The organism is Acinetobacter sp. MB5 (assembly GCF_003261585.1).
GTDB lineage: Bacteria > Pseudomonadota > Gammaproteobacteria > Pseudomonadales > Moraxellaceae > Acinetobacter.
Window position 1 is genome coordinate 206,830 of the sequence record NZ_POVU01000004.1, and the last position, 25,545, is coordinate 232,374.

Sequence of the window (25,545 nt, forward strand, 5' to 3'; positions counted from 1 at the left end):
CCGCTCCTAACTATTTTTGAGTGCTGCACAGCTGAGATATGTCGCAATGGCACATAACTGTTCATCTGTATGATTTTTGGTGACGATTTGAAGCCCAACTGGGTTGTACTGTTCTGACAGCAATGGAAGTGTGATTGCAGGATGCCCAGACAAGTTAAATGGTCGAATGAGTGCCGTCATATTCAAAAATGCGACCGTGTTTTCAGCATCTGCAACCTTGGGCGGAATTTGAGGTAAAGTCGGTAAAACAACAGCATCATACTGATTTAAAAGATCATCTATGGCTTGCTTAAACTTGTCTCGAATCTGATTGGCAACCGCCACTTCATCCAAAGTGGTCTCAGAAGCTTTGAGCAGTCGATTGGCAACATCAGGAGCAACATCACCTGTTGCCACCAGCTCACCAAACGCCTGCCAAGTTTCATAATTAATAATTTGCATCCCTGCGCGGTATGCTTCATCAAACAATTCGACCTGAACGTGGGGAGCATGTTCAAATCCAGCAGCGTTGAGAAACATTTTCACGGTCTGCCAAACTTCATCGGTGGCAGACACATCCAGAACCACCAGTTTTGGTGCCTGACCCGATAAAGTTTGAACAAGTTCTCCATTGAAACTTGGGTCAATAATCTGCATCGCCTGAATCAGCGTAGGCAAATCATTGGCAAAAGGGCCAACACAATCCAAAGACGTTTGCTCAGGCAAAACCCCCTTGCGACTCACTCGGCCAAATGTCGGTTTTAACCCAAAAATATTGCAGCAAGCCGCAGGCATTCGGATTGAGCCACCCGTGTCTGTACCAATTGAAAAATCAACTAATTTTGCAGCGACTGCAGCCGCTGAACCGCTTGAAGACCCCCCAGGAATCAGCTCTGGAAACTTCGGATTAATCGGCGTTCCAGTAAAATGATTAATCCCTGTAATTCCAAAAGCCAATTCATGCAAATTGGTTTTCCCCACGATTTGACAATTATTTTTTATGATTAAATCGATGATTTCAGCATTATGTTTAGCTTTATCACTATTTAATAAAGATTGACTTCCAGCTAAAGTTTGAAACCCCTGAATATGAATACTATCTTTCACCGCAACTTTAGTTTCCCCTGAACCTAAAGCCATTTTTTTACAAAAAATATTATCCATACACCCACCTCAGATTATAAATATGGCGTAAATTTTAGATTCAAAATGCATCAATTTATTTGACATGTCAAACATTTTTTGAACGATATTTTTTAGTGCAAATTGCATTAAAAAAGCACAATAAATTCACATTTTAAATATTTTTTATTTTTAAATTAATAACTTATAAAATTGCATGCTTTTTAGAAAAACCCAAAAAAAGACTTTGAAAAGGCAATTAATTGTAAATTTATTTTTTGTGCACTATTTTTTATCATTAGAATCATTTTTAAACTGCACAAACGCAGGTCAAAAAAATTAAAACTGTGTTTTTTTGGCGCGAAAAATGCGTCAAATAAATCCAAAGCCTAAAATTAAAATTTTGAAAAATACTATTTGAAGTTTTTATTTTAAATAAATACCAATAAGTCAAAAATAAAAAAATATAAATAGAATAAAAACAAATCATTATTAACACAGACTGATCAGATATAATATTTTTATGCCTAAAATTTCAATGAGCGCGCCTAAACAGTTTAGGCGATTTTTACAAAGACAGTTCAACCCCGAAAAACCACACCGATATATGGGTACAGATGAACATTTTGCTTGAATTTTTAGCTCAATCTTTCAAATATTTTTTATGGTATTTAAGCCAAGCTTCCACATTGAATAAAGCCATGTAGCTCAATATTGATGTCAGCCCAAGAATGATGATGCTCAAAATAAATTTAACGATGGGCTGTGGCGCTTCAAGTTTTTAACAGAAGTAAAAGTAATAGAAAAAGTGCCAGCCATTAAAAATCATAAATAAGCGGATCTTAATACCCAACATAGTTTCAGAGAGCAAAAATATGGTTACATCTCATTCAGAGAACCAGTCAAAAAAAATCAACTAAAATACTGAATATAATATATTTTTATTTTATCCTACATTAGCTCTTGAATAGCTTTTGCATAAGCTTCGATATTAGATGGATGATCAACAGACAAAGTTTCCAGAAAATCTTTCGCAGACTTTACATAAGCCGCATGATTCAAATCATGAGAAGCAATGACATCAGATAAAATCGTAGCGCCTTGCTCTGCATCAAATTCAGAATAATAGTATCCTACTGGTAACATGGGTGAGTTATGAACCAATGGGTATCCACCATATAAAGCTTCATAATAGGCGTAATTTAAGGCATTTTCCCACTGGTGTGCGACCACAATGTCTGTATATCGAGACAGAAAATCTGAGATTTTATATCTCCCTTCAACCGTCATCACATTATCTCGAACAAGATCAGTCCGACCAATAAAATTGAAAAATGCCAATCTGTCTTTTTTATCATAGGTATTACATAAATAGACATGCTCTATACAGTCTTTATTTTCACGATACAGTTTTTCGCAGATCAAGACTGGAATATAGCAGGTCTTCACAATATCTCGATTTGCTTCAAAATTAGAGACACGTTTTTTGCCCACTCTAGGCTGATAACCAAATGTAATCTGATTGCCTTTGAGCTGCTCAATCGACTTATCTAAAAAAATCGGAGACCAAATATGCGGTAAAATCGTGATCGGGCAGCGCAACATGATTGAAAAATAAGACTTACATGTATTTTCATGTTGAGGGATTGTCCAAACTGCATCGAATTCTGCACCATTAAAAAAACGCCCACCTTTCTGATCGAAGAGAAAAGACTGCATTTCTAAAACAAAATCATTGCCGATTCTATAACTTACAACTTTCCCACCTCGGTCATGCACTGCCTTGGCATGCTCAGGCTCAATAATCACTGTTCCTTCAATAAGCAGATCTAATTGCCCTGCAACATCATTCAAATTTTCAAACTCAATGCCCAACTCATCGAGCATCAGCCCTCCGTGAGGCTCTGATTTATTCCCCAAATAAACAATGCTCACTTTTTTAATAAAAGGAATTTTTTTCAATAAAAAATATAAGAAAAAGATGTTCTGCAATGCACCATTGGCAAAAATATCACTTACAGATCCCTCATCAAGATGAAAACTAATCCCAACATATAAATCTTTATTCTTCATTGAATTACCTTTTTATTTTATGCCTTTAAAAATTAAAAAATAGTAGAGTCCTTAGACTCTACTATTTAATCTGTCTATAAAAAATACTGGATTACGAACATTTATTTATTTCCAAGTATAAGAAACACCAGCTCCTACAGCGGTTGTATTGGCATCATTTAACCCGCTAGATACTGAGCCTTTGATTGCAAAACCATTTTCGAAATAATGACTTGCACCAATTGCAATTGCAGATTGACTATCAAAATATCCATAGCCCATACCAAAGCTCGTCGCACCAGCTTCAGCAGGAGTTGGAATATTATTCATAGCCGCAATACCAGCAATACCCTGCGCTGCTATTTTTCTATTGTTATTCATTTGATTTGTTAAATCTTTATATGAAGAACTATTACGGAATGTTTCATCAATACTATTTACAGCCGCTACCGCTGTAGATGCCGATTCTGCTGCTGAGGTTGCCGAACTTGCAGAGGCTGTTGCTGAGGTAGAAGCTGAACTTGCATAACTGCCTGCTACAGTCGCTGAACTCGCTGATGATACTGCAGAGGTAGAGGCTGAAGATGCAGAAATAGCAGCTGCACTTGCAGAACTGCCTGCTAGAGTCGCTGAACTCGCTGATGATACTGCTGATGTAGAGGCTGCATCTGCGTAACCACCAGCTAGAATTGCTGAACTTGCAGATGATACCGCTGAGGTCGACGCTGCATCTGCATAACCGCCTGCTAGTGTTGCTGAACTGGCCGACGATACTGCTGATGTAGAGGCCTGTGTCGCTGAATTAGCAGATGCCGTTGCTGAGCTCGCTGATGATACCGCTGAGGTCGATGCTGCATCAGCATAACCACTTGCTAGTGTTGCTGAGCTCGCAGATGCTGTCGCCGAAGTTGATGCTGCTCCAGCATAATATGCTGAACTTATAGCCCAATCACTTGATACAGTCGCCGAACTTGCTGATGCTGTCGCTGAGCTTAAGGAGTCTGTTGCCGAACTTGCTGACGCTGTTGCTGAGCTAGCCGAGTTCGTTGCTGAACTGGCTGATGAGATCGCAGCTGTCGAAGCAACAACAGCTGAACTTTGTGAGTTCGTCGCTGAACTTTGTGATGCAATTGCTGAACTTAAAGAATTTGCTGCAGAACTAGCGGAAGCTGTCGCCGAGCTAGCAGATGCCGTTGCTGAGCTTGCTGATGACACTGCCGCAGTTGATGCTGTATCTTCTGAAGTACATAATGCTGATACAGTAGCTGAGCCTAAAATAGGTATATATGCACTTAGATCAGCTAGACAGTCAGCATGTGCTGTTTGTACTCCCCCCATTAAAGACAATACGGTTGTTGCTGCCAACAAAGTTTTCTTACTGGATTTTTTCCCTTTGGCTTTTGCTATTTCTGATACGGCTGTAAATGATTGGGTGAGTTCATCCCACACCAATCGATAAAATTTATTCATTATCGTACCCTTCAAATTTATTTATAAGTTTTATAATTCTCTTTTTTTAAATAAATGAATCACATCCCTAGAAACAAGTAATTTATAAGTGCACATTCCAAACAATAAATATATATATTAAACATATTTTTTAAAACAGAATTAAATCAATATAAAACATAGATTTATTTTTAATAAAAATTTTTAAATTTTTAAGTATTAATTAAGTGAAAAATACTTAAAATTTGGTATTTAAATAACCAATTCCAGTGATGATAATGTATCTAAAAATAAAAGGAATAAACTATGTCTATGAAAGATTTTGCGCTTATATTTATGCATGATGAAACGCTTCGGATGCGATTAAATTTAATCCTTCTTCAAATAGGAATAAAATCTGAGAACATCCGTTTCACTGATCACCTGAATTATAGTTATGATAAAGACAATCTGCTGATTTGCTTTTTGGACTTAGACCATCCTAAGGGATATGATTTTTTATCAGATGTTCAAAAAAAAATTAAAAACATAAAAATATTAGCATTTTCCTCAAATGAAGAAGAAGAGAATTTTATTAAATGTATTGACCAAGGCATATCAGGTTATATTCTTAAACACAAAAGTGACATCGAAATGATGATCGCAATTAAGAATTTTTTAGAAGGAGGGTTTCCGATTGACCCGATCATGGGACACAATCTGATTCATAAATTAAAAAATAAAATCATTAAAAATCAAAGTAATGAAAATAATTTAATTTCAAAAAGAGAATCTATTATTCTCAGACTCATTGCTTCTGGTCTAAGTAATCGAGAGATTTCAGATAAGCTCTGTATATCTATTCATACAGTTGAATGTCATCTTAAAAATATATATAAAAAGTTATCTGTAAATACGAGAACAAAGGCAATGATTAAAGCAAAACAAATTGGAATTTTATCATAGTTTAAATCCCTTATATTTATTAGTAGTATCTACTTTCATTATATTTAATTAACACATAAATTCCTTATTATTTTTAGTAGTATCTACTTTCACTATATTTAATTAGCACATAAATTCCTTATTATTTTTAGTAGTATTTAATTTTATTAAATTATGAGTCCATACAATTAATAATATTTTTTATTTAAAAAAAATATTATATTTTAAATAGAAATTAAATTAGGATGTATCCTCATCTGGCTTTGCAGAAAATCAACATGCAAACAATGTAATCCATAGACTGATAATTTCGTGCCAGCTTATCAAATCGGGCGGCTAATCTCGCAAAGATATTTTCAGCTAAATACCATAAGCGATATAAGTACTTATCAAATTTTAATTTTTCTCTTCGTATCTGACCCCATTTAAATGATAGGCAAAATACATTGCTTCATTGTCAAGATCCTGATTTTTTCTGAATCTTCACCTTTTTTATGTGTAATCAGATAATTCATCTAACCTATTTCAGAGTTCAACTGTCCTGCAACTTGGCTGGCATGGACTTCACTCCAGTGATTTTAAAATTAATCGATAATCCATACGCATCGGTTGCAAGAGGGACTTTGTAGTGCTTCCGCTTCTTGATTGTGTCATTGCTCGCTTTGAACCATGCCGAGCGATACCTGCCTGATGCAAGGTACGTCCTTCCTGAATACCCATTCTTGATCCAATATACTTCGTAGTTTAAGAAAATATCCTACAGGTCCTACCGCCCCAAGGATTAGCGATTGTATGCCGTTTGCTGAGGACAAAATTCTTCATAAATTCACACGATGAGCGCTGGTGCATAATTTCTATAAGACGCTATCTAGGATATTTCTACTGTAAAACTATACCGATATTTGCCACACTGAAAATTATTTAATCAGAACAAAAAAGCCTGAGCGACCAACATCACTCAGGCTTTTTAAAATCATTCTATTTTTTGATTTTAAAGATAATTCACCACATGTGGCACGATGTCATGCAAGGTACGACCATTACAGGTTTCACCGAGTGCCGACATTTTCCATGCACCGTCATGGCGATAGACTTTGGCAATAATCAGCGCGGTATAGTTGCCTTTTGCAGACAAGTTATAGTGTGCGATTTGCTGATTGGTACTCTGATCGACCAAACGACAGAAGGCATTTTCCACTTTTTCAAAGGTTTGCCCACGGAAACTACTAATGGTAAACACAATAGATTGAACATTGCTTGGCACTTGGCTCAAATCCACATGTACGACTTCGTCATCGCCATCGCCTGCACCTGTCAAGTTATCGCCTGAATGCACAATACTGCCGTCACGGCTACGCAATTGCCCAAAATAGACATTGTCGACTTGGCGTTTATTGGCATCGAAGGTGATCGCTGAAACATCCAGATCAATGCTTTTATTGCCTCCACCAAACATACCAAACAAACCACCACTTTTAGCAACGTCCCAACCTGCACCTAAAAAGATTTTAGATAAGCTGGAACCGTCTTGTTTTTCTAGTGAGATTTTCTGACCTTTAACTAAGCTAATGCTCATTTTTTTTCCTATTTTATGATCGTTGGCCTAAATTAAGTACTGACGCCAACCAAGTAATATAACTGTTGCGATTTCTCGAACAGATGATGACTTTACCATAGCCCTGAAACTTCAAAACCATGCCTTCGCCACTGGTGACACTATTTAACAAATTCCCCAACATGCCACGATTTCGGGAACTTGGCATGCCAATGTTGTAGCTAAGCGATGAATCCCACGCCACGACATGCCCATTATCAATCACGGTTTCACCATTTTGCGGATTGACCTCAACTTCCATCAGCGTACCGCAACCTGAAATACACAGTTGCCCTTGCCCAGAAGTTTCCATCACTACAAAACCGCCATTGTCCCCAAACAGGCTACCGCCCAAGTTAGTCTGGACTTTAGCTTTGACATTGACCTGTTCGGTCGAGGCCACAAATGCACCGTCAGACAGTACATATTGCTGCTGACCAATATTTAAGATTTGCATGTCACCATCAAGGTTTGGAGACAATAAACATTCACCCGCACCAAACGACGCTTTAATTTCTTGCTGGAATAAAGATTCACCTGTGGTGAATTTACGCATCACGGACTGAAACAACCCTCCACGTAACTGGCCGCCCAACTCTAAGTTAGACTCCATCATCACCATGGCATCCGATTCACAGTAGATCTTTTCACCCTGACGCATTGAGACATGTAAAAATGGTTCAGGGCTACCGACCAGATTAAATTCAGCCATCTTGTGATCCTCTTAATTTAAAATTTGTTTGGCTTTGGCTTGTTCCAGCCATTGTGGAAATTCTTGCAGCATCAGGTCGTAGAGTTCACTTTCAGGCAGGCTTTGCAAATGATCAATCGCAAAGAAATTGCAGTTGTCTACGACCCGATCGGTCAGCGTATCGAGCTTTTCCAAGACTCCATAACCCCGTCCACCAATCCCGATAAACTGCCAGAAAATCGGCTGATTGGAGTTTTCACGCAGCAAGCGTTTGATCTGAGCCGCACTGCCCACACCGCCATCGGAAATAAATACGATATAAACAGGTAAATCACTCGGCTGTTCTTTCAGGAAATATTGCACCACATCCTGTATCACCGCAGGTTCATTGTTGATACACGCACCTGCCTGCCATTTTTTATAACCGCCCTGTTCTTGGTTAATAAAATCGTGCAGGTTGTCCAGCGATACATCACTTAAACGTAAGGGACGTTCGGCAAATGCCCAACATTCAAAATTGGCATCATCATCAAAATTGACCGCCAGTGGCATCACCCGATCCAGCACACGCTGCACATCACCACGGCGATACTGACCCAGCATTGAACCTGAATAATCCAGTACCAAAGCCACTCGTGCCTTCACGCCGATGAGCTGATTTTTTTCCAGACTAATCAGAGACTTTTTGGTTAAGTCGAGCAGTTGTGGCGCAGTCGCCTGAATTTTATCGAGCACCACTTTTTTACGCAGATCGACGGTTGAAATGGTCGGCGTTTTAGGCGGTGTCGGAGCCGCACTGACTTCAGCGCCAAAGTGTTCCACCAAGGTCTGTAAACCACCACCAAAGCCCTGACCAATCGCAGCCAGACGCCATAAATCATTTTTAAAATAGATTTCAATCAACATCAAAGCTTTTTCTTGGCGAAAGCTGCTACCAAGCAGGCGGTAACTGGCAACGACTTCAGACTTGCTGTTAATCAGCTCCACCACACCACTTTGAATATCGTGCATGCTGAGCTGTGGATTGTCCAATGTGGCACAGAACACCAGACGGGAAACGGTGTTGGGATTGGTTTTGGCTAAATCAATTTGAAACTCATGAATACTGCCTGCCTGACTATAACGAACCTCTTTGTTTGGCGAACTCGGCTGATTATAGAACACCATGTAATCATCATGAATCAGTCGATCCCGCTGGTCTAAAGCAAAACAGGACAGATCAAGGTGATGTGGGGTATTGAATTGAACGCGTATACGAAATTGCTGTTGTTCGAATAAGTTTTTCAGCGGGAGCTTTTGCCCTGAGATGAGTTCCATGTGTATTGGTCTTGTCGATTAGCACTTGAAAAACTGCGGCTAGACAGTCTTTCAAGTGCTAAAAGATTGCTCTTTTAGCACCGTGACAGCGTGGTTATACCGCTACGCCATAGCTCGCAGCCAATGCGCCCAAACCGCCATTGAAGCCCTGACCAACAGCTTTGAATTTCCACTCACCGTTGTGACGGTACAATTCACCAAAAATCATTGCAGTTTCTGTGCTGCCATCTTCTGACAAGTCAAAACGTGCCACTTCTTCGTTGGAATTGTCTTTGTTCAAGACACGGATATAAGCCTTGTCGACCTGACCAAAGTTTTGACCGTTTTGCTGACCTTCGTGAATGTTCACCGCAAAAATCACTTTTGCCACATCCGCAGGCACTTTGCCTAAATTAACCGATACAGTTTCATCATCGCCATCGCCTTCACCAGTACGGTTGTCACCGTTGTGAACCACTGAGCCACAGTCTGACTGTTTTTGGTTAAAGAAAATAAAGTCGGCATCACGACGAACTTTACCACTTTCACTGACAAGGAATGCCACAGCATCAAGGTCAAATGCCTTACCATCAGTCACACGCGGGTTCCAGCCCAAACCAAGATCAACAAGGTTCATGCTCGGTGCGGTTTTCGATAAGTTAATGTTGCCGCCTTTAGACAAGTTAATTGCCATGATTTAAATTTCCTTCTGCTGTATCAAATTAAATTACTGTTGTTTTTTGCTATAAGAGATCGAAGATAAAACTGCCCAGACAATCAAGGCAATCCCGATCAAACCAGTGACCACTTCAGGCACATGCACACCCGTACCACTCGCGAGCATAATCAATGCCAGCGCGCCAATCGCATAGTGTGCACCATGCTCTAAAAATATATAGGCATCCAACGTGCCTTTTTCAACTAGGCAAATGGTCAGTGATCGAACAAACATCGCGCCGATCACCAAACCGAAAATGCTTCATGTAGCCTGTTCAGTTAGATATTGATGCCATATTGATGGCACATCATGCGTAGACCACCTGCATAACCTTGCCCAACTGCACGGAACTTCCATTCGCCGTTGTGACGATACAACTCACCAAACACCATTGCGGTTTCAGTTGAATAATCTTCATTTAAGTCGAAACGCACAATCTCATGTTGTGAAGCATTATTTACGATGCGGATAAAAGCATTTTGCACCTGACCGAAGTTTTGGCGACGCGCTTCTGCATCGTGAATGGTCACGGTAAAAATGATTTTTTGTACATCGGCAGGTAAACGGGTTAAATCAATTTTTAAGCTTTCATCATCGCCATCACCCGCACCTGTGCGGTTGTCGCCAGTGTGTTCGACTGAACCTTCAGGTGAACGCGGTTGGTTATAAAAGATAAAATCGTGTTCGCCACGTACTTTGTCGTTCGCACCCAATAAAAATGCCGAAGCATCCAAATCAAAGTCCACGCCATCGGTTGCACGTGCATCCCAGCCCAAACCCACAAGTACTTGAGTCAATGACGGATCAGTTTTGCTGAGTGAAAGATTGCCGCCTTTATTTAATGTAATGGCCATTTTATTGTTTCCTCTAATTTCAACTATTTACGCCCGACCGTCCATCTAAAGCCAAAGCCATAGTGTTCATCGAGCTTTTGCTGGTCATGAAAATATTGCACTTGGCGGTTGGCCTGAATTTGCCCACCGACATTTTTTAATTCCACAATGGCACAGGTATTGAGGTAGCCGCCTTCATTGACAGGCACTTCAATCGGAGGCTGATTGGGAAGCTTCATGTTTACAATAGCATCGGTTGCCGCCCAGTTTGCTGCGCCTTCGTAAATATATGTATAAATAACAATACGTTTAATCTGATCCCAATGTTCACCATTGATCCACAGATTTTCACCATTTAAGGCTGAGCCTGTGCGGTCATCGCCTTGCAACTCGGCATAAGGCGATTTTTCATAACTGCCAAAACGGTTACCCAGTGCCTGAATAATATGAATCGCGCCATTTTGCATCTCAATCATCGCACCCAAGTCCAGATCGACCGATTGCGAAGCACTGAGTTTACGGAAGAAACTCTTGCTGCGATCTCCCCCTGAGCGGTTCCAGTTCAGATTTACCTCAATCTTGCCAAACGAACCATTGTGCTTGGTCAGGTTAATCGATGAATTGGGTTTATCTAAACGAATCTTGGACAAATTAATCGAACTGGGTGGCGGTGTCGGTTGGGCATTTGGCGTGGCTGTGGTCGAACTGACAGGCTGACCAAAAATATTCTGATTGCTGCTTGGGTTTGAACTTGGTGGCGCAGCGCTCGGACTTGGCTGTGGTGCAGGCGCCGCCGATGGTTCAGCCACATCGACACCAAAATTTTCTGCCAGTGGTTTTAAACCACCGTTAAAGCCCTGATCGACAAAACGATATTTCCAGCGACCATTGTGGTTATACACTTCCGCCAAAATCAGTGCCTTTTCTGTTTTGCTCTGAGTATTGATCTCGGATGTTGCAACCACATGACCATCGCTGAGTAAATCAATGCTGAGTTGCTGCACATCGCGAATGTGCGCGGACTCATTGAGCGTGGCACAAATCGCGATCTTACCAATGGCACTGTCGAGCAATGTGGTATTGATACGAATGCGGGTTACAACATCGGGTTTGCTCCCCACTTCAAACAATTGCACACTTTGATTTGGAGTTTGGGTTTGTCCATAGAAAATCATGTCGGCATCGCCACGGACTTTTTGCGTGGTCTGCGCCAGCAGGTAGGCAGTAATGTCTAGATCTATGGCTTGGGGAATACGCGCTCGGATTACAAGCTCGACTGACGGGGTCGCTAAAACCGTATTTGCACCTGCAATAAGCTGCTGCATGATACACCTTTAAAAATAGGTTCGATTTGATATCTAAACAAAATAAGCTTCTGACTTTTGAATAAGCGACTTTCATTGTTGATTTTCTTTCTCCCTCTGGGAGAAAAACCAAGAGGGTGTAAATAGCGATGAAAGCAGCTTCATGTAAATCTTTATAGAAAAACAATACTTTATATAGACTTTAATTATAAAGAGCGATTTTATTTATATCACAGATTCAGGATCAATTCTCTCAATCATCTGCAATAAAAAATACACCCCCAAAGTTGTCATAACTTTGAGGGTCTATGGGTAGAAATATGTATTAAATTAATTCAATGCAGCGTTAATACCGAACCGCGACTTTCGGGTTGGAGTTCCCCCATATCGTGTAGACATCGGCAAGTAGCGCACCATTATATTCTTCAAGATCACTTTGCTTGACTTCGACATTGCCTTGTCGTCCGAACAGGATCACTTCATCTTCAGCACGAATATCTGGAAAATCAGTGACATCCACCATGGTCGTGTTCATGGAAGTTCGTCCAACCACAGGCACTTTATGCCCACGAATCAACACATACGCCTTGTTACTAAAAGCACGGCGATAACCGTCCGAGTAACCTACAGGCAAGTTTGCCAAGTACGAGTCACGCTTTAAAGTATAGGTCTGGTCGTAACCCACTGTTGTGCCTTTGGCATAATGATTGACGGTTGCGACTTGGGTCTTGAAGCTCATGATTTTTTGGTATTCGGTGCGCTCAGGAATGCTGTCTCCATACAACACACCACCTGCCCGTACCATATCCAGATGTGACTCAGGCACAGTCAAGGTCGCAAAGGAATTGGCGGTGTGTAAAGTCAACTGCTTACGGTCGAGTTTGGCGGTATGAATCAGCCAGTTGGTTTGTGCATTGAAAATCGCCAAATGTTCACGCACATAGTTTTGATCTTCCACCGCATAATGACTCATGATGCCGACCAGTTTTAAATGCGGCAATTTGGTCATGGCAAGTGCCTGCTTCTTGGCTTCAGGCATTTGCAAATCTAAACCGTTACGATCCATACCGCCTGAGTTCAACGCCAAATGATAGGCCAAAGTCAGATTTTGCTGCGCTGCCCATTGAGATAAGCGCTGTGCCTGTTCAAAGTTCCCCAATAACTCTTCAACATGCAGCGATGCGGCATTTTGAATCTCATGATCAGTGGCGGCACGCAAGCGCAAAATGCGTCCTGTATAACCACTTTGACGCACCGTTGCGGCTTCGGCATTACTGGTGATTCCGACGCAAGGCACATTCAGTTTGATAATGCTCGGCATCAGTAAAGCAATGCCATGCCCATAGGCATCGGCTTTCATTACTGCACAAATTTGGCTTTTGTCGTGTAACTGCTGATGTAAAGTCTGAATATTTTGCTCAAAGGCCTGTACGTTAATTTCCACCCATGCATTGGCTTGTGGCGCGATGGTTTGCTGTGCGGAAATCTGATTGGTCAACGGTAAGGCTGCGAGGACAGGTTGCAGGCTAGAACAGGCAAACCCAAGCATTAACGTCAGTTGTGCAATTTTTTTGTTCATGATGATGTTCCCGTAAATAATAAATTTTTTTAATAGATTGATTTTGTTATCCCCACCCCGTGCAAAACCGAGTCAGGTGTATTGCTGATGAATATTGATATTTTTAGGGGAAGCAACTGCCCATCTCCCCCGAAACAAGGCAGTTGCTGATGGTTCGGTTTTATTTTTTATTCTTGTTCAGATTCAATGCGACGACCATTCTCCAAAATCCAAGTGCGTTCGCTGTCTTTACGACCACGGCGCTTATAAGCAATCAATAGTCCGATAAACCAGATTGGTGAAGCGAACAGTGAAATACGCGTATCATGATCAAGACACAGAATCGCCACGACAAACACCATAAATGCAATGCCTGCCCAGCTCATAAAAATCCCTGCTGGCATTTTATAAACCGATTGTTCATGCAAATCAGGGCGTTGTTTGCGGTAAGCCAAGTACGACAGCAAGATCATGGCAAAGGCAAATACCGTTAAAATCGAAGTAAATGCGGTCACGATATTAAAGGCAGTCATGACATTTGGTGTAACGAACAGAATCAGTGTTCCTGCGACCACACAGCCCATTGAACATAAAATCGCTTGCACAGGGACTTTGCCTTTCGACAAGGTTTTAAAGCGTTGCGGTGCGTCTTTTTCAACCGCCAAACCATACAGCATACGGCTGGTGGCAAAGATACCGCTGTTCGCCGAAGACATCGCTGAGGTCAATACCACAAAGTTCACCACAGAGGCTGCCGCAGTCAGTCCAACCAGTTTGAACATCGCTACAAATGGGCTTTGTGCTGGGTCAACATGCTGCCAAGAAATGACTGAGATAATCACCAGTAAAGCACCGATATAGAACAACAGAATCCGCCAAGGAATCGAGTTAATGGCTTTTGGAAGAGATTGTTCAGGATTTTTGGTTTCTGCTGCGGTGGTTCCGACTAGCTCAATACCCAAGAATGCAAATACCGCCATTTGGAAGCCACCTAAGAAGCCTGTCACGCCATGCGGTAAAAAGGCATCGGGATTGGTGACATGTGACAGCGATGCTTTCACACCATTCGGTGAAACAAAGCCAATGCTCACCAAGCTAATCCCCAAAATGAGGAAGGCAACAATCGCGACAATCTTGATCATGGCGAACCAGAACTCGGTTTCACCAAACATTTTCACGGTCAGCAAGTTGAGTGTGGTCAAAATGCCCACAGTGGCTAAGGCAGGCAACCAGACAGGCAAGTCGGGATACCAAAACTGCATATAACCGCCAATGGCAATAATATCGGCGATGGCGGTGACGATCCAACCCAGCCAGTACGACCAACCTAGAAAGAAGCCTGCCCACGGGCCTAAATAAGCAGTGGCAAAATCCACAAATGACTTATAGTTGGTGTTGGACAGCAACAACTCTCCCATGGCACGCATGACAAAGAAGAAGAAAAAGCCAACGATCATATAGGTCAGTAAGACCGAGGTTCCCGAGGAAGAAATGGTCTGCCCCGAACCCATAAACAGTCCCGTCCCGATTGCACCTCCAATGGCGATCAACTGGATATGTCGGTTGGTTAAGGCACGGTCAAGATGCGGTTCTTCTGCCAAATGATGATGACCAATCAGATCACCATCCCCCATTAATGCGTGATTATCGTTATGTTCCCGATTCATCGCCACTCCTAAGCAAGCGTTGCGCTATTGTCAACTGGTCATGATATCCATTCATTTCTGTGCTGTTCGATGTTGGGGGCTAAGCCCCTCAATCCTCTGTCAGCATCAGCCCTGCACGTAGTCCTTTTTGTACGTGTGGGTTAGGAAATAAAATCCATTCTTTGGCGTGCTGCGCCCGTGTTTCCTGCTGTTGCTGGGTACACAATAAGTCTCCCTGCTCGAACACGGTAAAATTCGGGGCATCATCACTGAGGTACAGCTTGAAGTCATCATGTTGTTTGAGCAGTGAATACTGCACATTGAACTGACGCATCGCACTGGTTTTACCACGTCGTGGTAAAGGTTGATTTGCCACCACACTGCGTAACATGGCATCCGTTGCTTGGAACTGAGTCAGGTCATTGCAGCCAAATGGCAAAGCTTTGCCCAGCTCCAGCGTGCAGCTAGAGGCTTGGCAGGTTTCTGCGGTCAACTGGCTAAAAGTGCGTCCAAGGCTTTGGTGATGAACCAGAGCATCCAGATCGGCAGCCTCTAGTGAGCTTAAAAATTCAGGATCGAACGCTTCGGTTTTATAAGGTAGTAAACCGAAGGTCGGAAAAAGTGATGCACGAATGGCGGTGTGCAAGTCATAGTGCAGACGAACCGCCTGTGGGTCACTCTGCTGCATAAAATGCTGCACCAGTTGCTCTAAGCCTTTGGCACGTGCAGTTTCAGCACTTTCCGCAAAGCCACTGACACCGCCCATAAACATGCGGTTCAGGTCAGCCGTCAGGTAGCGCTCGCCCTGACGCATCGCGTCTGGATTGCCCAAGATAATCAGCAAACGTACCTGCAAGCTGAGCTTGCCCGAAAACAAATCGGAACAAAGCTGATTCAGCAATTCAATCGGCGCAGTTTCATTGCCATGAATGCCTGCCGAAAGCACCACCACCTTGTGATAGCCCTGTACTGGGGTCAGTTCCAGTACACCTTCAGCCAACCAATGCCAAGTAAAACCGTGCTGCTGCCCCTGCTGTGGCTCAGGGAATTGTCCACTGAGCGTCATCGCCAAGAAATCCTGCATCACTGCCCCGCCTAAATTTGTTGGAATGGGTAGATTGAACCTAAATTCATCAACACCGTTAGCTCATCGAGTGCCTGACGGCTTTCGATCAACAACTGTGGATCAACCAGATCAGCTTGGGTTAAACGGTCACGGTAATGACGATCCACCCATTGATTCAGTGCGGTAAAGAGTTGTTCATTCATCAACACTTTCGGATTCACCGCGTGTAATTCCTGTTCATTCAATGCAACACGTAAACGTAGGCACGCAGGGCCGCCGCCGTTTTGCATACTTTCACGCAGGTCAAACACCTTAATGTCGTCAATTGGTGTGCCCATTTGAATCATGTCATTGAGGTAGCCCCAAACTGCTGCATTTTTGCGAGATTCTTCAGGCACAACAATACTCATACCACCATCTGGACGGGTCAAAATCTGACTATTAAACAGATACGTCGCAACGGCATCATCCACCGAAACACGCTGAGTCGGCACTTCAATCGCAATCAGTTCTTGCTCAATGGTCGCCATTTTGCGGCGGATTTCATCAAGCGCCTGAGCCTGATGTAAAAATGCCTGTTGATGGTGGAACAATACTTGCTGGTTGCTCACCGCGATCACGTCATTATGGAAAACGCCCTGATCAATCACGTCAGGATGTTGCTGCACAAAAACGGTGTGCGCAGCATCCAACTGATGCAAACGTGCAATCGCTTCACTGGCTTCGCGGGTTTGACGCGCTGGATAGCGTTTTGGCCCTGCTTCACCATTAAAATGCTGCTGTCCATAGACAAACACCTGCACACTACGATCCGCATAGCTCCCGCCCAAACGGTTGTGGTTGGCTGCACCTTCATCACCAAACAGTGCCACTTGCGGCAACGCTGCATGATGGGCGAAATGTTGCTCGTCACGGAAAATTGCCTTTAAAACCTGTGAAGTGGTGTCGGCTTCAATCGAACGGTGAAACTTGTTGTTCAGGTTAGCTGCGGTAAAATGCACCCGTCCATCGGCACTGTCCGCAGACGGTGACACGGTTGCAGCATTAGCTGTCCACATGCACGACGCTGAACTGAGTGACGAGAGTAGTTGCGGTGCGTACTGCATCGCCTGCGCCAACACGCTGGCATCATCACCACGGAAACCGAGTTTGCGTAACATCGGCAAATGTGGGCGCTCATGCGGCACCAACACACCTTGCTTCAAGCCCAAATCACTGAGGGCTTTCATTTTTGCTAAACCTTGCTTGGCCGCAAGTTTCGGGTTCGACACCAGATTGCGGTGTTTGGTTGAGGCTTCATTGCCAAACGACAAACCTGCATAGTGATGGGTGGGGCCAACTAAACCATCAAAATTGACTTCGTAACCTAACATTTTCTTCTCCAATTTCCGTGGCTTATTCCAACACCAACCCTGGTGTTAATTTTTCAGGCAAGCTCAGGCTGTCTGTTTCCAGTGAAGCCATTGGCCATGCACAGTAATCTGCTGCATAGAACGCACTCGGACGATGGTTGCCCGATGCACCGACACCGCCAAACGGTGCAGCACTCGATGCACCTGTTAATGGTTTGTTCCAGTTAACAATCCCTGCACGCGCTTCAATCAACAGCTCATCAAACAAGGCGCGTTGCGTTGCAATCAGACCGACTGCCAAGCCAAAACGAGTTTTGTTCGCCAGTTCTACTGCTTGTGCAAAATCGTCATAACGCTGAATGCAAGTTAATGGGCCGAAATATTCTTCATCAGGCACATTCGCAACGTCTGTCACTTCTAAAATGCCTGCGCTGAGTAAGCTGCTGTCGGCTTGTAAACGGGTCATGCTGAGCAATGAGGTTGCACCCAAATCAACAAAGGCTTGCTGTGCCTGTAACATACGCTCAGCCGCAACCGATGAAATCACGCCGCCCATAAAGGGTTGTGGTTCAGCATCCCAAGCGCCAATCTGGAGCTTGCCAGCCACTTCAACCAAACGCTGAATGAACGCATCACCTTGTGCGCCACGTTTCACCAAAATACGACGGGCACAGGTACAGCGTTGTCCCGCAGAAATAAAGGCCGACTGAATCGCGACATTCACCGCAGCATCGACATCTTCAAAATCTTCCACGATCAGCGCGTTGTTGCCGCCCATTTCCAGTGCCAAGATTTTCTCAGGCGCACCTGCCAACTGACGATTTAACTGATAGCCCGTATTGGCGCTACCCGTAAACAATAAGCCATCAATTTCAGCATGTTGTGCAAGCGCTTCACCTGTTTCACGACCACCTTGCACCAAGTTCAAGACACCCGCAGGTAAACCTGCCTGTTGCCACAACTTCACAGTTTCTTCGGCAGTCCACGGGGTGAGTTCACTCGGTTTAAACACAATGCTGTTGCCCGCAATCAATGCAGGGACAATGTGTCCATTGGGTAAATGCCCAGGGAAATTATATGGGCCAAACACAGCAAGTACACCGTGTGGACGGTGACGTAACGATGCCACACCATCTGCCATGCTCGTGCTGCTCGCCCCTGTACGCTGTTCATAGGCACGTAGCGAAATCGCCACTTTCCCGATCATGGCTTGTACTTCGGTCAAGGTTTCCCAGTAGGGTTTACTGGTTTCTTGGCTAATGACTTCCGCCAACTGGCTTTTGTTCTGCTCAAGCAAACTGGCAAAACGTTGGACGACTTCAACACGCGCGTCCAAACTTTGACGCGCCCAGTGTTTAAATGTGCTGCGGGCTGCCTGACAAGCGGCATCCACATCGGCTGAATTTGCTGAATTTGATTTCCAAATCAACTGATTGGTCACAGGATTGGTTTTTTCTAAGGACGTACCTCGCCCTTGCAGCCATGTTCCTGCAATATATAAAGCCTGTTCTGACATGTTATTTTTCCAATGGATTAAGTGCCAAAATACGTACTGACTGCCCTTCAATTACTTCAAGCTGTTGTGCCTGCTCGGCAGTTAAATACAGCGTTTCATCGTGCAATTGACCTTGAATCAGCAAGGCGCGATAGTCGTAGTACGCTTCGTTTGCAACTAAATAATGGGAACGGGATTTTTTACTGTCGACTGCACCAATGCTGACGCTAACCAAACGGCTATCCTTGACGGCACGCAAGTCATCCAGTTCCGCTTCAATGGTCGGCCCTGCATCAAAAATATCGACATAACCCTGATAACGCAGACCTTCTGCCTCCAGCACACGGTAGGCAGGCAACGTCTGCGGATGCACCTTACCAATCACATTGCGTGCGCTCTCAGGCAGCAAGTCCACATATAGCGGATAACGCGGCATCAGTTCGGCAATAAAGACTTTTTGCCCGATGCCACTTAAATAATCCGCTGTAGAGAAGTCCATATTAAAGAAGTGCTTACCCAGTTCATCCCAAAATGGTGAGCGCCCCTGCTCATCGGATACCCCACGCATTTCTGCGAGTAGATGTTGTTGAAAGAACTGACGAAATGCCGCAATAAACAAGAAGCGGATTTTCGACAGAAATTTGCCATTGTTGCTATGCCGATAATCGGGATCAAGAAACAAGGTACACAGTTCGCTATAACCTGTATGGTCATTGCTTAAGAACAGTGTTGGCAAAACTTTATAGACATTCAACGCCTTCGACGCATGCACCTGCGTACCGACATGGAAGTTGTACCACGGCTCGGTCAGACCAACCGCGACTTCCAAGGCACTGACCCCGACCACACGTCCATTGGACTGGTCTTCCAGCACGAACAGATAACCCTGTTCATGTTTGCTGGCTTCACCGTTTAAGGTGTTACGGGTTCGTTCGATTCGTGCCGACAAGATCTCTTTATTTGGTGGCAAGGAAGTCAAGCCTGTGCCTGCCTTGGTGGCAAGCTGATAAATGTCGTCTAAATCGCGGTGCTCGGCGTGGCGTACGATCATCATGGGGCAATATCCTTATTTTACGAGACGGGCAACAGCGCGTTCAAAGCGTTGTAATCCTTCGATAATATCCGCTTCAGGGATAATCAGCGATGGCGTAAAACGCACCACGTCTGTACCTGCCACCAGTGCCAGTAATCCTTCTTCGGCAGCCAGATTGGTGACTTGTTTCGCTTGACCTGCATATTCATCTTTAAGTACACAGCCGATCAACAGACCTTCGCCACGCACTTGGCTAAATACAGGATATTTAGCATTAATCGCTTCAATGCCTGCGACAAACTGCTGATGACGCACTTTCACGCCTTCAAGCACTTCTGGTGTATTAATAAAGCCAAACACCGCATTGGCAACCGCACAAGCCAATGGATTGCCACCGTAAGTTGTTCCATGTGAACCCACAGTCAGCACTTTTGCCAAAGCATCAGTTGTCAGCATGGCACCAATTGGGAAACCACCGCCCAACGCTTTGGCTGTGGTCAAGACATCAGGCACCACTTCGGTATTCATATAGGCATACAGCGCACCTGTACGACCAACGCCTGTTTGTACTTCATCAAAAATCAACAAGGCATTGTGACGATCACACAATTCACGCAAGCCTTTTAAAAATTCAGCATCGGCAGGTAACACACCACCTTCACCCTGAATTGGTTCAACAATCACCGCACAAGTTTTGTCATTAATCACCGCAGCCGCTGCGTCTAAATCGTTATAAGCAACGTGCTGAATGCCTTCTGGTAATGGTGCAAAATCTTGTGAATATTTCGGTTGACCGCCCGCAGTCACGGTAAATAAGGTACGACCATGAAAGGCATTGTTAAACGCCACAATCTGGTTTTTGCCTTCAACACCGCTGTCATTGCCATATTTACGTGCCAGTTTCAGCGCCGCTTCGTTGGCTTCCGCGCCTGAATTGGCAAAAAAGACTTTTTCGGCAAACGTTGAATCGGTCAGTTGTTTCGCTAAACGTAAAACAGGCTCGTTGGTATAACCGTTACCAATATGCCAAAGCTTTTGTGCTTGTTCAGTCAATGCCTGTACCGCAACAGGATGGGCATGCCCCAATGCATTGACCGCGATTCCCCCAGCAAAATCAATATATTCTTTACCTTGCTGATCCCAGACACGTGAACCTTCGCCACGTACCAAAATAAAATTGGCAGGTGCAAATACAGGCACCATCCACTGGTTAAAGTCATTACGGGTAATCGTCATTGGCTGATTCATATTAACCTCTAATTCATTGAAAAATAGCCAATTTCATTTTATGCACCAAGCAAGCCACGGCAGCACTGTGTCGCGTTTGTTCTATGTGGGGCTAAACCACTTAGCACCCTGTTCATAGAGGTCTGACGGCAAGTTCACCTGCCATCAGATGATGCATAGGGGGAAATTTTCACCCCTATTCAAACTGAGTCCATTTCCAGTTTGCGCCACTTGGGCACAATCTGCATTAAATTATTTTCCTGGGTAAATCCCGCGTTCTTTACGTGCCATGAGAATGCGCTCACACGCCAAAATATAGGCTGAAGTCCGCAAATTGCAGCTCTTTTCTTGTGCCTTGTTCCAGACATCGGCAATCGCATCACGCATGATGGTATCGAGACGCTGGTTAATTTCCGTTTCACTCCAGAAGAAGCTCGACATGTCCTGTACCCACTCGAAGTAACTCACGGTCACACCGCCTGCATTACAAATCACGTCTGGCACCACAATAATGCCACGGCGATGCAAAATATCATCCGCTTCTGGGTAGGTTGGGCCATTAGCACCTTCTAAAACCAAACGTGCCTGTAGTTTTTCTGCACGTTCTGCGGTGATTTGACCTTCGAGTGCCGCAGGAATCAGGATCTCGGCTTGAACATCCCAAAATGCTTCTGCTTCAATTTCAGTCGCATCGGCAAATCCTGCCACGCCACCGTGCTGCTGCACATGCTGTTGTAAAGCTTGAGTATTTAAACCTGCTTCATTAAAAATGGTGCCCGTGTGGTCTTGTACGCACACTACTTTGGCACCTGTTTCAGCAAACAAAATCGCGGCTTCACTGCCGACATTACCAAAGCCTTGTACAGCAACGCGGCTGTCTGCAACCGACAAACCAATTTTCTGTGCAATCTGACAACCTGTGACAAACACACCACGACCCGTGGCTTTGACACGACCCAAAGAACCGCCCAAGTGCACAGGTTTCCCTGTCACCACACCTGTCACGGTATGCCCTTGTTCAATCGAATAGGTGTCCATGACCCATGCCATTACACGCGGATTGGTGCCGACATCGGGTGCTGGAATATCTTTTTGAGGGCCAATAATATGACCAATTTCACTGGTATAACGGCGAGTCAAACGCTCAAGCTCGGCATCTGACAACTGACGTGGATCAACACGAATGCCGCCTTTTGCGCCACCGAATGGCAGATTCAGTACCGCTGTTTTAATGGTCATCCATGCCGACAACGCCATCACTTCATTGAGATCGACATTGGGATGAAAACGAATCCCGCCCTTACCTGGGCCGCGAGATAAGTTGTGCTGTACCCGATAGCCTTCAAAATGACGAATCGAACCGTCATCCATCACCACAGGCACATCCACAATGAGCGCACGCTTTGGATTTTTTAAGGTATCAATATATTTGGTGAGGTCGCCCAGATACGGTTTCACACGTTCAATCTGTGCGAGATAGGTCATCCATGCGCTGTTATTTTCTTGTGCATAGGAGAGATGAGTCTCCACTGCAAAATCCTGTTTGTTGTGGTTTGCTTCAGCTTTAAGCTGTTCCGAAATCATATTTCCCACGTGTATTTACTCGCTACCGTTGCGTTTCGCTTTATAAGAGCGCATCAAAATGGCGCTCTTTACATCCTGTACATGTATAAACTTGTATATACAAGTCGAAATATAAATCAGTTTTTTTTAAAAAAATAGAGAAAGGGCTAAAATTTTTATAAAAATTTAATAAGATATTATTTTATAATAATATTTTTATGATCAATTTCATTATACTGTCATTTTTTAGGCAAAAAACGCTGTTTTTAGGCGCACCAAAATGGCTCATTTATCGATTTTTTAAGGTGTTTTTTTAGCGCATCCCCCAGATTACCTGTACAACTTGACCTGTTTTTTAGACAAGTTAATAACGCGTGGTTGGGGTAAATTTTCCTTTCAAATAATAACGGCTGCCTGGGTAAATCAGGCGGGCGCTCGACACGATATGCTCCCCTGTCCAAGTCCGACGCTTCAGCAAAAGACATGGCTCGGTTTTGCTGATTTCTAACCATTTGCATTCTTTGGCATTGGCTAAAATCGCTTCCACAATGTGTTCGCCCTGACTAATCGGCACACGTTTTACCAAATAATCATTCGGGGTGATTTGGGTAAAATCCTGCTGAATATAATTGGGAATCAGCGCAGCATTGACCAAGCGATCTTCGAGCTGTACAGGAATATCATTTTCAAAATGAATCAAAATTGAATGATAGAGTTTTTGCCCAATCGCGACCTGCATTTGCAGACATTGTTCTTTGTTGGCCCGAATCTGTTCTAGCAAAATAATCTCGGAACGATGGCGATGGTTACGGCTTTCAATCTCTTTGGCGATATTGTCAATCTGGAATAATGCAGCTTCGTTTTGTCGCTCCGCCACAAATGAACCCACACCCTGAATACGGGTCAAAAAGCGCTGCTCAGTCAATTCACGTAAGGCGCGGTTAATGGTCATGCGGCTACAGCCGAGCTGCTTGACCAGTTCCATTTCCGAGGGAATTTTATAGTTGGCAGGCCAAATTCCGTCTTGGATTTTTTTAATAATCAGTTGTTTGACTTGTTCATACAACGGCAATGGGCTGTCGTGCAATGGCGATAACTCTGCTTGCTGCTGTGGGTTAGAAACACGGTTAGTCATGATCAACTCGAACAAAATCAATAAATAATAAAATGCGCGGGCATAGGCCAACAAAATGAATTCATTTACCCAAAAGTGAGTAAAAGTTTTACTAAAATAGCATAAATCCTCAGCAGGATTGCCAGTTTTGAAAACTGTTTAAGCAATACAAATCACTTTAGAAGTTTAATTATAAATTCCATTATTTCAATAAACTCATAATAGGCTCTTATCATTGAAATCAAATATTTGGAGCTCATCACTACTTTTGTTTCGGCAAAAGTAGCCAAAACCACCTTGCGGAGCAATGCTCCTCACCACAAAACTCGTCAGTAGTTATCAATAATCAAATTTGTCGCAGAAACAATTATTTGTTAATTTCATCATGCCTCAAACAGTTGCGGATGACATTTTCGCACATCATACGTTTCCATAAATTCGAAAATAGATTCTAAGCAATAACTGAATTCGCTAGCTTTCATCAATTCTTGTCTTTATTTAAGTTGCTGCATACCTGAAATGGTCGGCATCACCTCACGCATCAGGCTTAAAAACTGCCTTAACCGTGCAGGATAATAACGCGCCCAAGGGTAGACCAAATACACAGGCAAAGGCGCTGCTTGCCACTCGGGTAAGATATTCACCAATGTTCCATCTGCCAGCGCATCCGCTGCTAGCCAACTAGAAATCACGGCGACACCCAAGCCTTGCAATGCAGCATTTTTCAGGACAAATAAGCTATCGGTACTCAAACGTGGTTGAATCGGCACATTGTAAACCGACTCATTCAACTGATTTTTCAGACGAATTTCATTCCGATAATAATTACTGAGTTCCAACCAAGGAAAATTCTGTAAGTCCTCAATGTTTTGAATTTGGGGGAAATCTGCCAACAGTTCAGGACTCGCCACCATAATGCGTGGCACTTCAGCCAGTAAAATTGTCACCGTATTCGGGTCAGGCTCAAAGCCAACATGTATGGCGCAGTCGATATGATCAGCCAAAAAATCAGGTGCTGCGTCACTGAGCCGCCATTCGATATTTAACGAGGGATAACGCTTTAAAAAATCCAAAACAGGCAGTAACAATTGCTGTTGTCCAAAGGCATGTGGGGCACGGACTCGTAGTAAACCGACAGGTTCATCCGCCACCTGTTTCAGCTCATCTTCCAGATTCAGCCAGTCATCAATCAGGTTTTTGGCATGCTGATAACAGCGCTCGCCATCATCGGTGAGTTTGGTGGCATGTGTGGTGCGGAGCAGCAATTTTGCCCCAAGCAATTGCTCAAGGGTACTTAAACGCCGACTGACCGTTGCCTGTGACACTTCAAGCTGACGTGCTGCCCCTGACAGTGAACCTGCCTCGACAATCCGAATCAGGGTATGTAGCAATTCCAGCCGATCTATACGTTCAAGAGATTTCATCTGCATTCTGATTATACGTTGGACGTATAACTATTTTACCATGACGCCTGCTACCACGATTCTGCCATTTGTCCAAAAATAGCCATCTGTTCCTGCCCCGATCAA

At 43.7% G+C, this 25,545-nt stretch carries 21 protein-coding genes and 1 pseudogene; 1 reads left to right on the top strand and 21 read right to left on the bottom strand.

Going from position 1 to position 25,545, the window contains the following annotated elements; translation table 11 throughout:
* Positions 1–6: 6 nt before the first annotated feature.
* The 3 genes from C1A47_RS07515 to C1A47_RS07525 form a co-directional block, all read right to left on the bottom strand.
* Positions 7–1,143, bottom strand: a complete 1,137-nt coding sequence (locus tag C1A47_RS07515) for an amidase (protein WP_111893965.1) — start codon at positions 1,141–1,143, stop codon at positions 7–9.
* A 909-nt stretch (positions 1,144–2,052) separates the two neighbouring features.
* Entirely contained in the window at positions 2,053–3,174 is a 1,122-nt protein-coding gene (locus tag C1A47_RS07520; RefSeq protein ID WP_111893967.1) for a DUF2827 family protein, read from the bottom strand.
* A 105-nt stretch (positions 3,175–3,279) separates the two neighbouring features.
* Complete coding sequence (locus C1A47_RS07525; RefSeq protein ID WP_111893969.1) at positions 3,280–4,623, bottom strand: YadA-like family protein; 1,344 nt, start codon at positions 4,621–4,623, stop codon at positions 3,280–3,282.
* 285 nt (positions 4,624–4,908) lie between these two features.
* Between C1A47_RS07525 and C1A47_RS07530 the strand changes: the two genes are divergently transcribed.
* Entirely contained in the window at positions 4,909–5,547 is a 639-nt protein-coding gene (locus C1A47_RS07530; protein ID WP_111893971.1) for a response regulator transcription factor, read from the top strand.
* A gap of 543 nt (positions 5,548–6,090) precedes the next feature.
* On the opposite strand, the gene C1A47_RS17650 is transcribed toward C1A47_RS07530, so the two are convergent.
* From C1A47_RS17650 to C1A47_RS07615, 18 genes and pseudogenes are all read right to left on the bottom strand, one after another.
* A complete protein-coding gene (locus tag C1A47_RS17650) occupies positions 6,091–6,246 on the bottom strand; it encodes a hypothetical protein (RefSeq protein ID WP_162625925.1) in 156 nt (51 codons plus the stop codon).
* 271 nt (positions 6,247–6,517) lie between these two features.
* Positions 6,518–7,102 (bottom strand): TerD family protein, encoded by a 585-nt coding sequence (locus tag C1A47_RS07535; RefSeq protein ID WP_111893973.1) that lies wholly within the window; start codon positions 7,100–7,102, stop codon positions 6,518–6,520.
* Positions 7,103–7,115: 13 nt separating this feature from the next.
* A complete protein-coding gene (locus C1A47_RS07540) occupies positions 7,116–7,832 on the bottom strand; it encodes a TIGR00266 family protein (RefSeq protein ID WP_111893975.1) in 717 nt (238 codons plus the stop codon).
* Between the two features lie 12 nt (positions 7,833–7,844).
* Complete coding sequence (locus C1A47_RS07545; protein ID WP_111893977.1) at positions 7,845–9,128, bottom strand: VWA domain-containing protein; 1,284 nt, start codon at positions 9,126–9,128, stop codon at positions 7,845–7,847.
* A gap of 94 nt (positions 9,129–9,222) precedes the next feature.
* Positions 9,223–9,801 carry a TerD family protein gene (locus tag C1A47_RS07550; RefSeq protein ID WP_111893979.1) on the bottom strand — a complete coding sequence of 193 codons (579 nt, stop codon included), beginning with the start codon at positions 9,799–9,801 and terminating at the stop codon, positions 9,223–9,225.
* A gap of 33 nt (positions 9,802–9,834) precedes the next feature.
* A pseudogene (locus C1A47_RS07555) lies at positions 9,835–10,083 on the bottom strand (DUF475 domain-containing protein); the annotation flags it as partial.
* A gap of 20 nt (positions 10,084–10,103) precedes the next feature.
* On the bottom strand, positions 10,104–10,679 hold the full coding sequence (locus C1A47_RS07560; protein ID WP_045793410.1) for a TerD family protein: 576 nt from the start codon (positions 10,677–10,679) through the stop codon (positions 10,104–10,106).
* Between the two features lie 23 nt (positions 10,680–10,702).
* Complete coding sequence (locus tag C1A47_RS07565) at positions 10,703–11,983, bottom strand: TerD family protein (protein WP_111893981.1); 1,281 nt, start codon at positions 11,981–11,983, stop codon at positions 10,703–10,705.
* Positions 11,984–12,308: 325 nt separating this feature from the next.
* Positions 12,309–13,541 (bottom strand): alanine racemase, encoded by a 1,233-nt coding sequence (alr, locus tag C1A47_RS07570; protein ID WP_111893983.1) that lies wholly within the window; start codon positions 13,539–13,541, stop codon positions 12,309–12,311.
* Positions 13,542–13,708: 167 nt separating this feature from the next.
* On the bottom strand, positions 13,709–15,187 hold the full coding sequence (locus C1A47_RS07575; RefSeq protein ID WP_111893985.1) for an amino acid permease: 1,479 nt from the start codon (positions 15,185–15,187) through the stop codon (positions 13,709–13,711).
* 88 nt (positions 15,188–15,275) lie between these two features.
* Entirely contained in the window at positions 15,276–16,250 is a 975-nt protein-coding gene (gene astE / locus C1A47_RS07580; protein WP_111893987.1) for a succinylglutamate desuccinylase, read from the bottom strand.
* Positions 16,251–16,261: 11 nt separating this feature from the next.
* Entirely contained in the window at positions 16,262–17,605 is a 1,344-nt protein-coding gene (astB, locus tag C1A47_RS07585) for an N-succinylarginine dihydrolase (RefSeq protein WP_111893989.1), read from the bottom strand.
* Between the two features lie 22 nt (positions 17,606–17,627).
* Entirely contained in the window at positions 17,628–19,100 is a 1,473-nt protein-coding gene (gene astD / locus C1A47_RS07590) for a succinylglutamate-semialdehyde dehydrogenase (RefSeq protein ID WP_111893991.1), read from the bottom strand.
* Position 19,101: 1 nt separating this feature from the next.
* On the bottom strand, positions 19,102–20,133 hold the full coding sequence (gene astA, locus C1A47_RS07595) for an arginine N-succinyltransferase (protein WP_111893993.1): 1,032 nt from the start codon (positions 20,131–20,133) through the stop codon (positions 19,102–19,104).
* A gap of 12 nt (positions 20,134–20,145) precedes the next feature.
* Positions 20,146–21,360 carry an aspartate aminotransferase family protein gene (locus C1A47_RS07600; protein WP_111893995.1) on the bottom strand — a complete coding sequence of 405 codons (1,215 nt, stop codon included), beginning with the start codon at positions 21,358–21,360 and terminating at the stop codon, positions 20,146–20,148.
* Positions 21,361–21,591: 231 nt separating this feature from the next.
* Positions 21,592–22,824, bottom strand: a complete 1,233-nt coding sequence (locus C1A47_RS07605) for a Glu/Leu/Phe/Val family dehydrogenase (protein ID WP_413772953.1) — start codon at positions 22,822–22,824, stop codon at positions 21,592–21,594.
* A gap of 442 nt (positions 22,825–23,266) precedes the next feature.
* Entirely contained in the window at positions 23,267–24,037 is a 771-nt protein-coding gene (gene hutC / locus C1A47_RS07610) for a histidine utilization repressor (protein ID WP_111894093.1), read from the bottom strand.
* 473 nt (positions 24,038–24,510) lie between these two features.
* Entirely contained in the window at positions 24,511–25,446 is a 936-nt protein-coding gene (locus tag C1A47_RS07615; protein WP_264756263.1) for a LysR family transcriptional regulator, read from the bottom strand.
* Positions 25,447–25,545 lie beyond the last annotated feature (99 nt).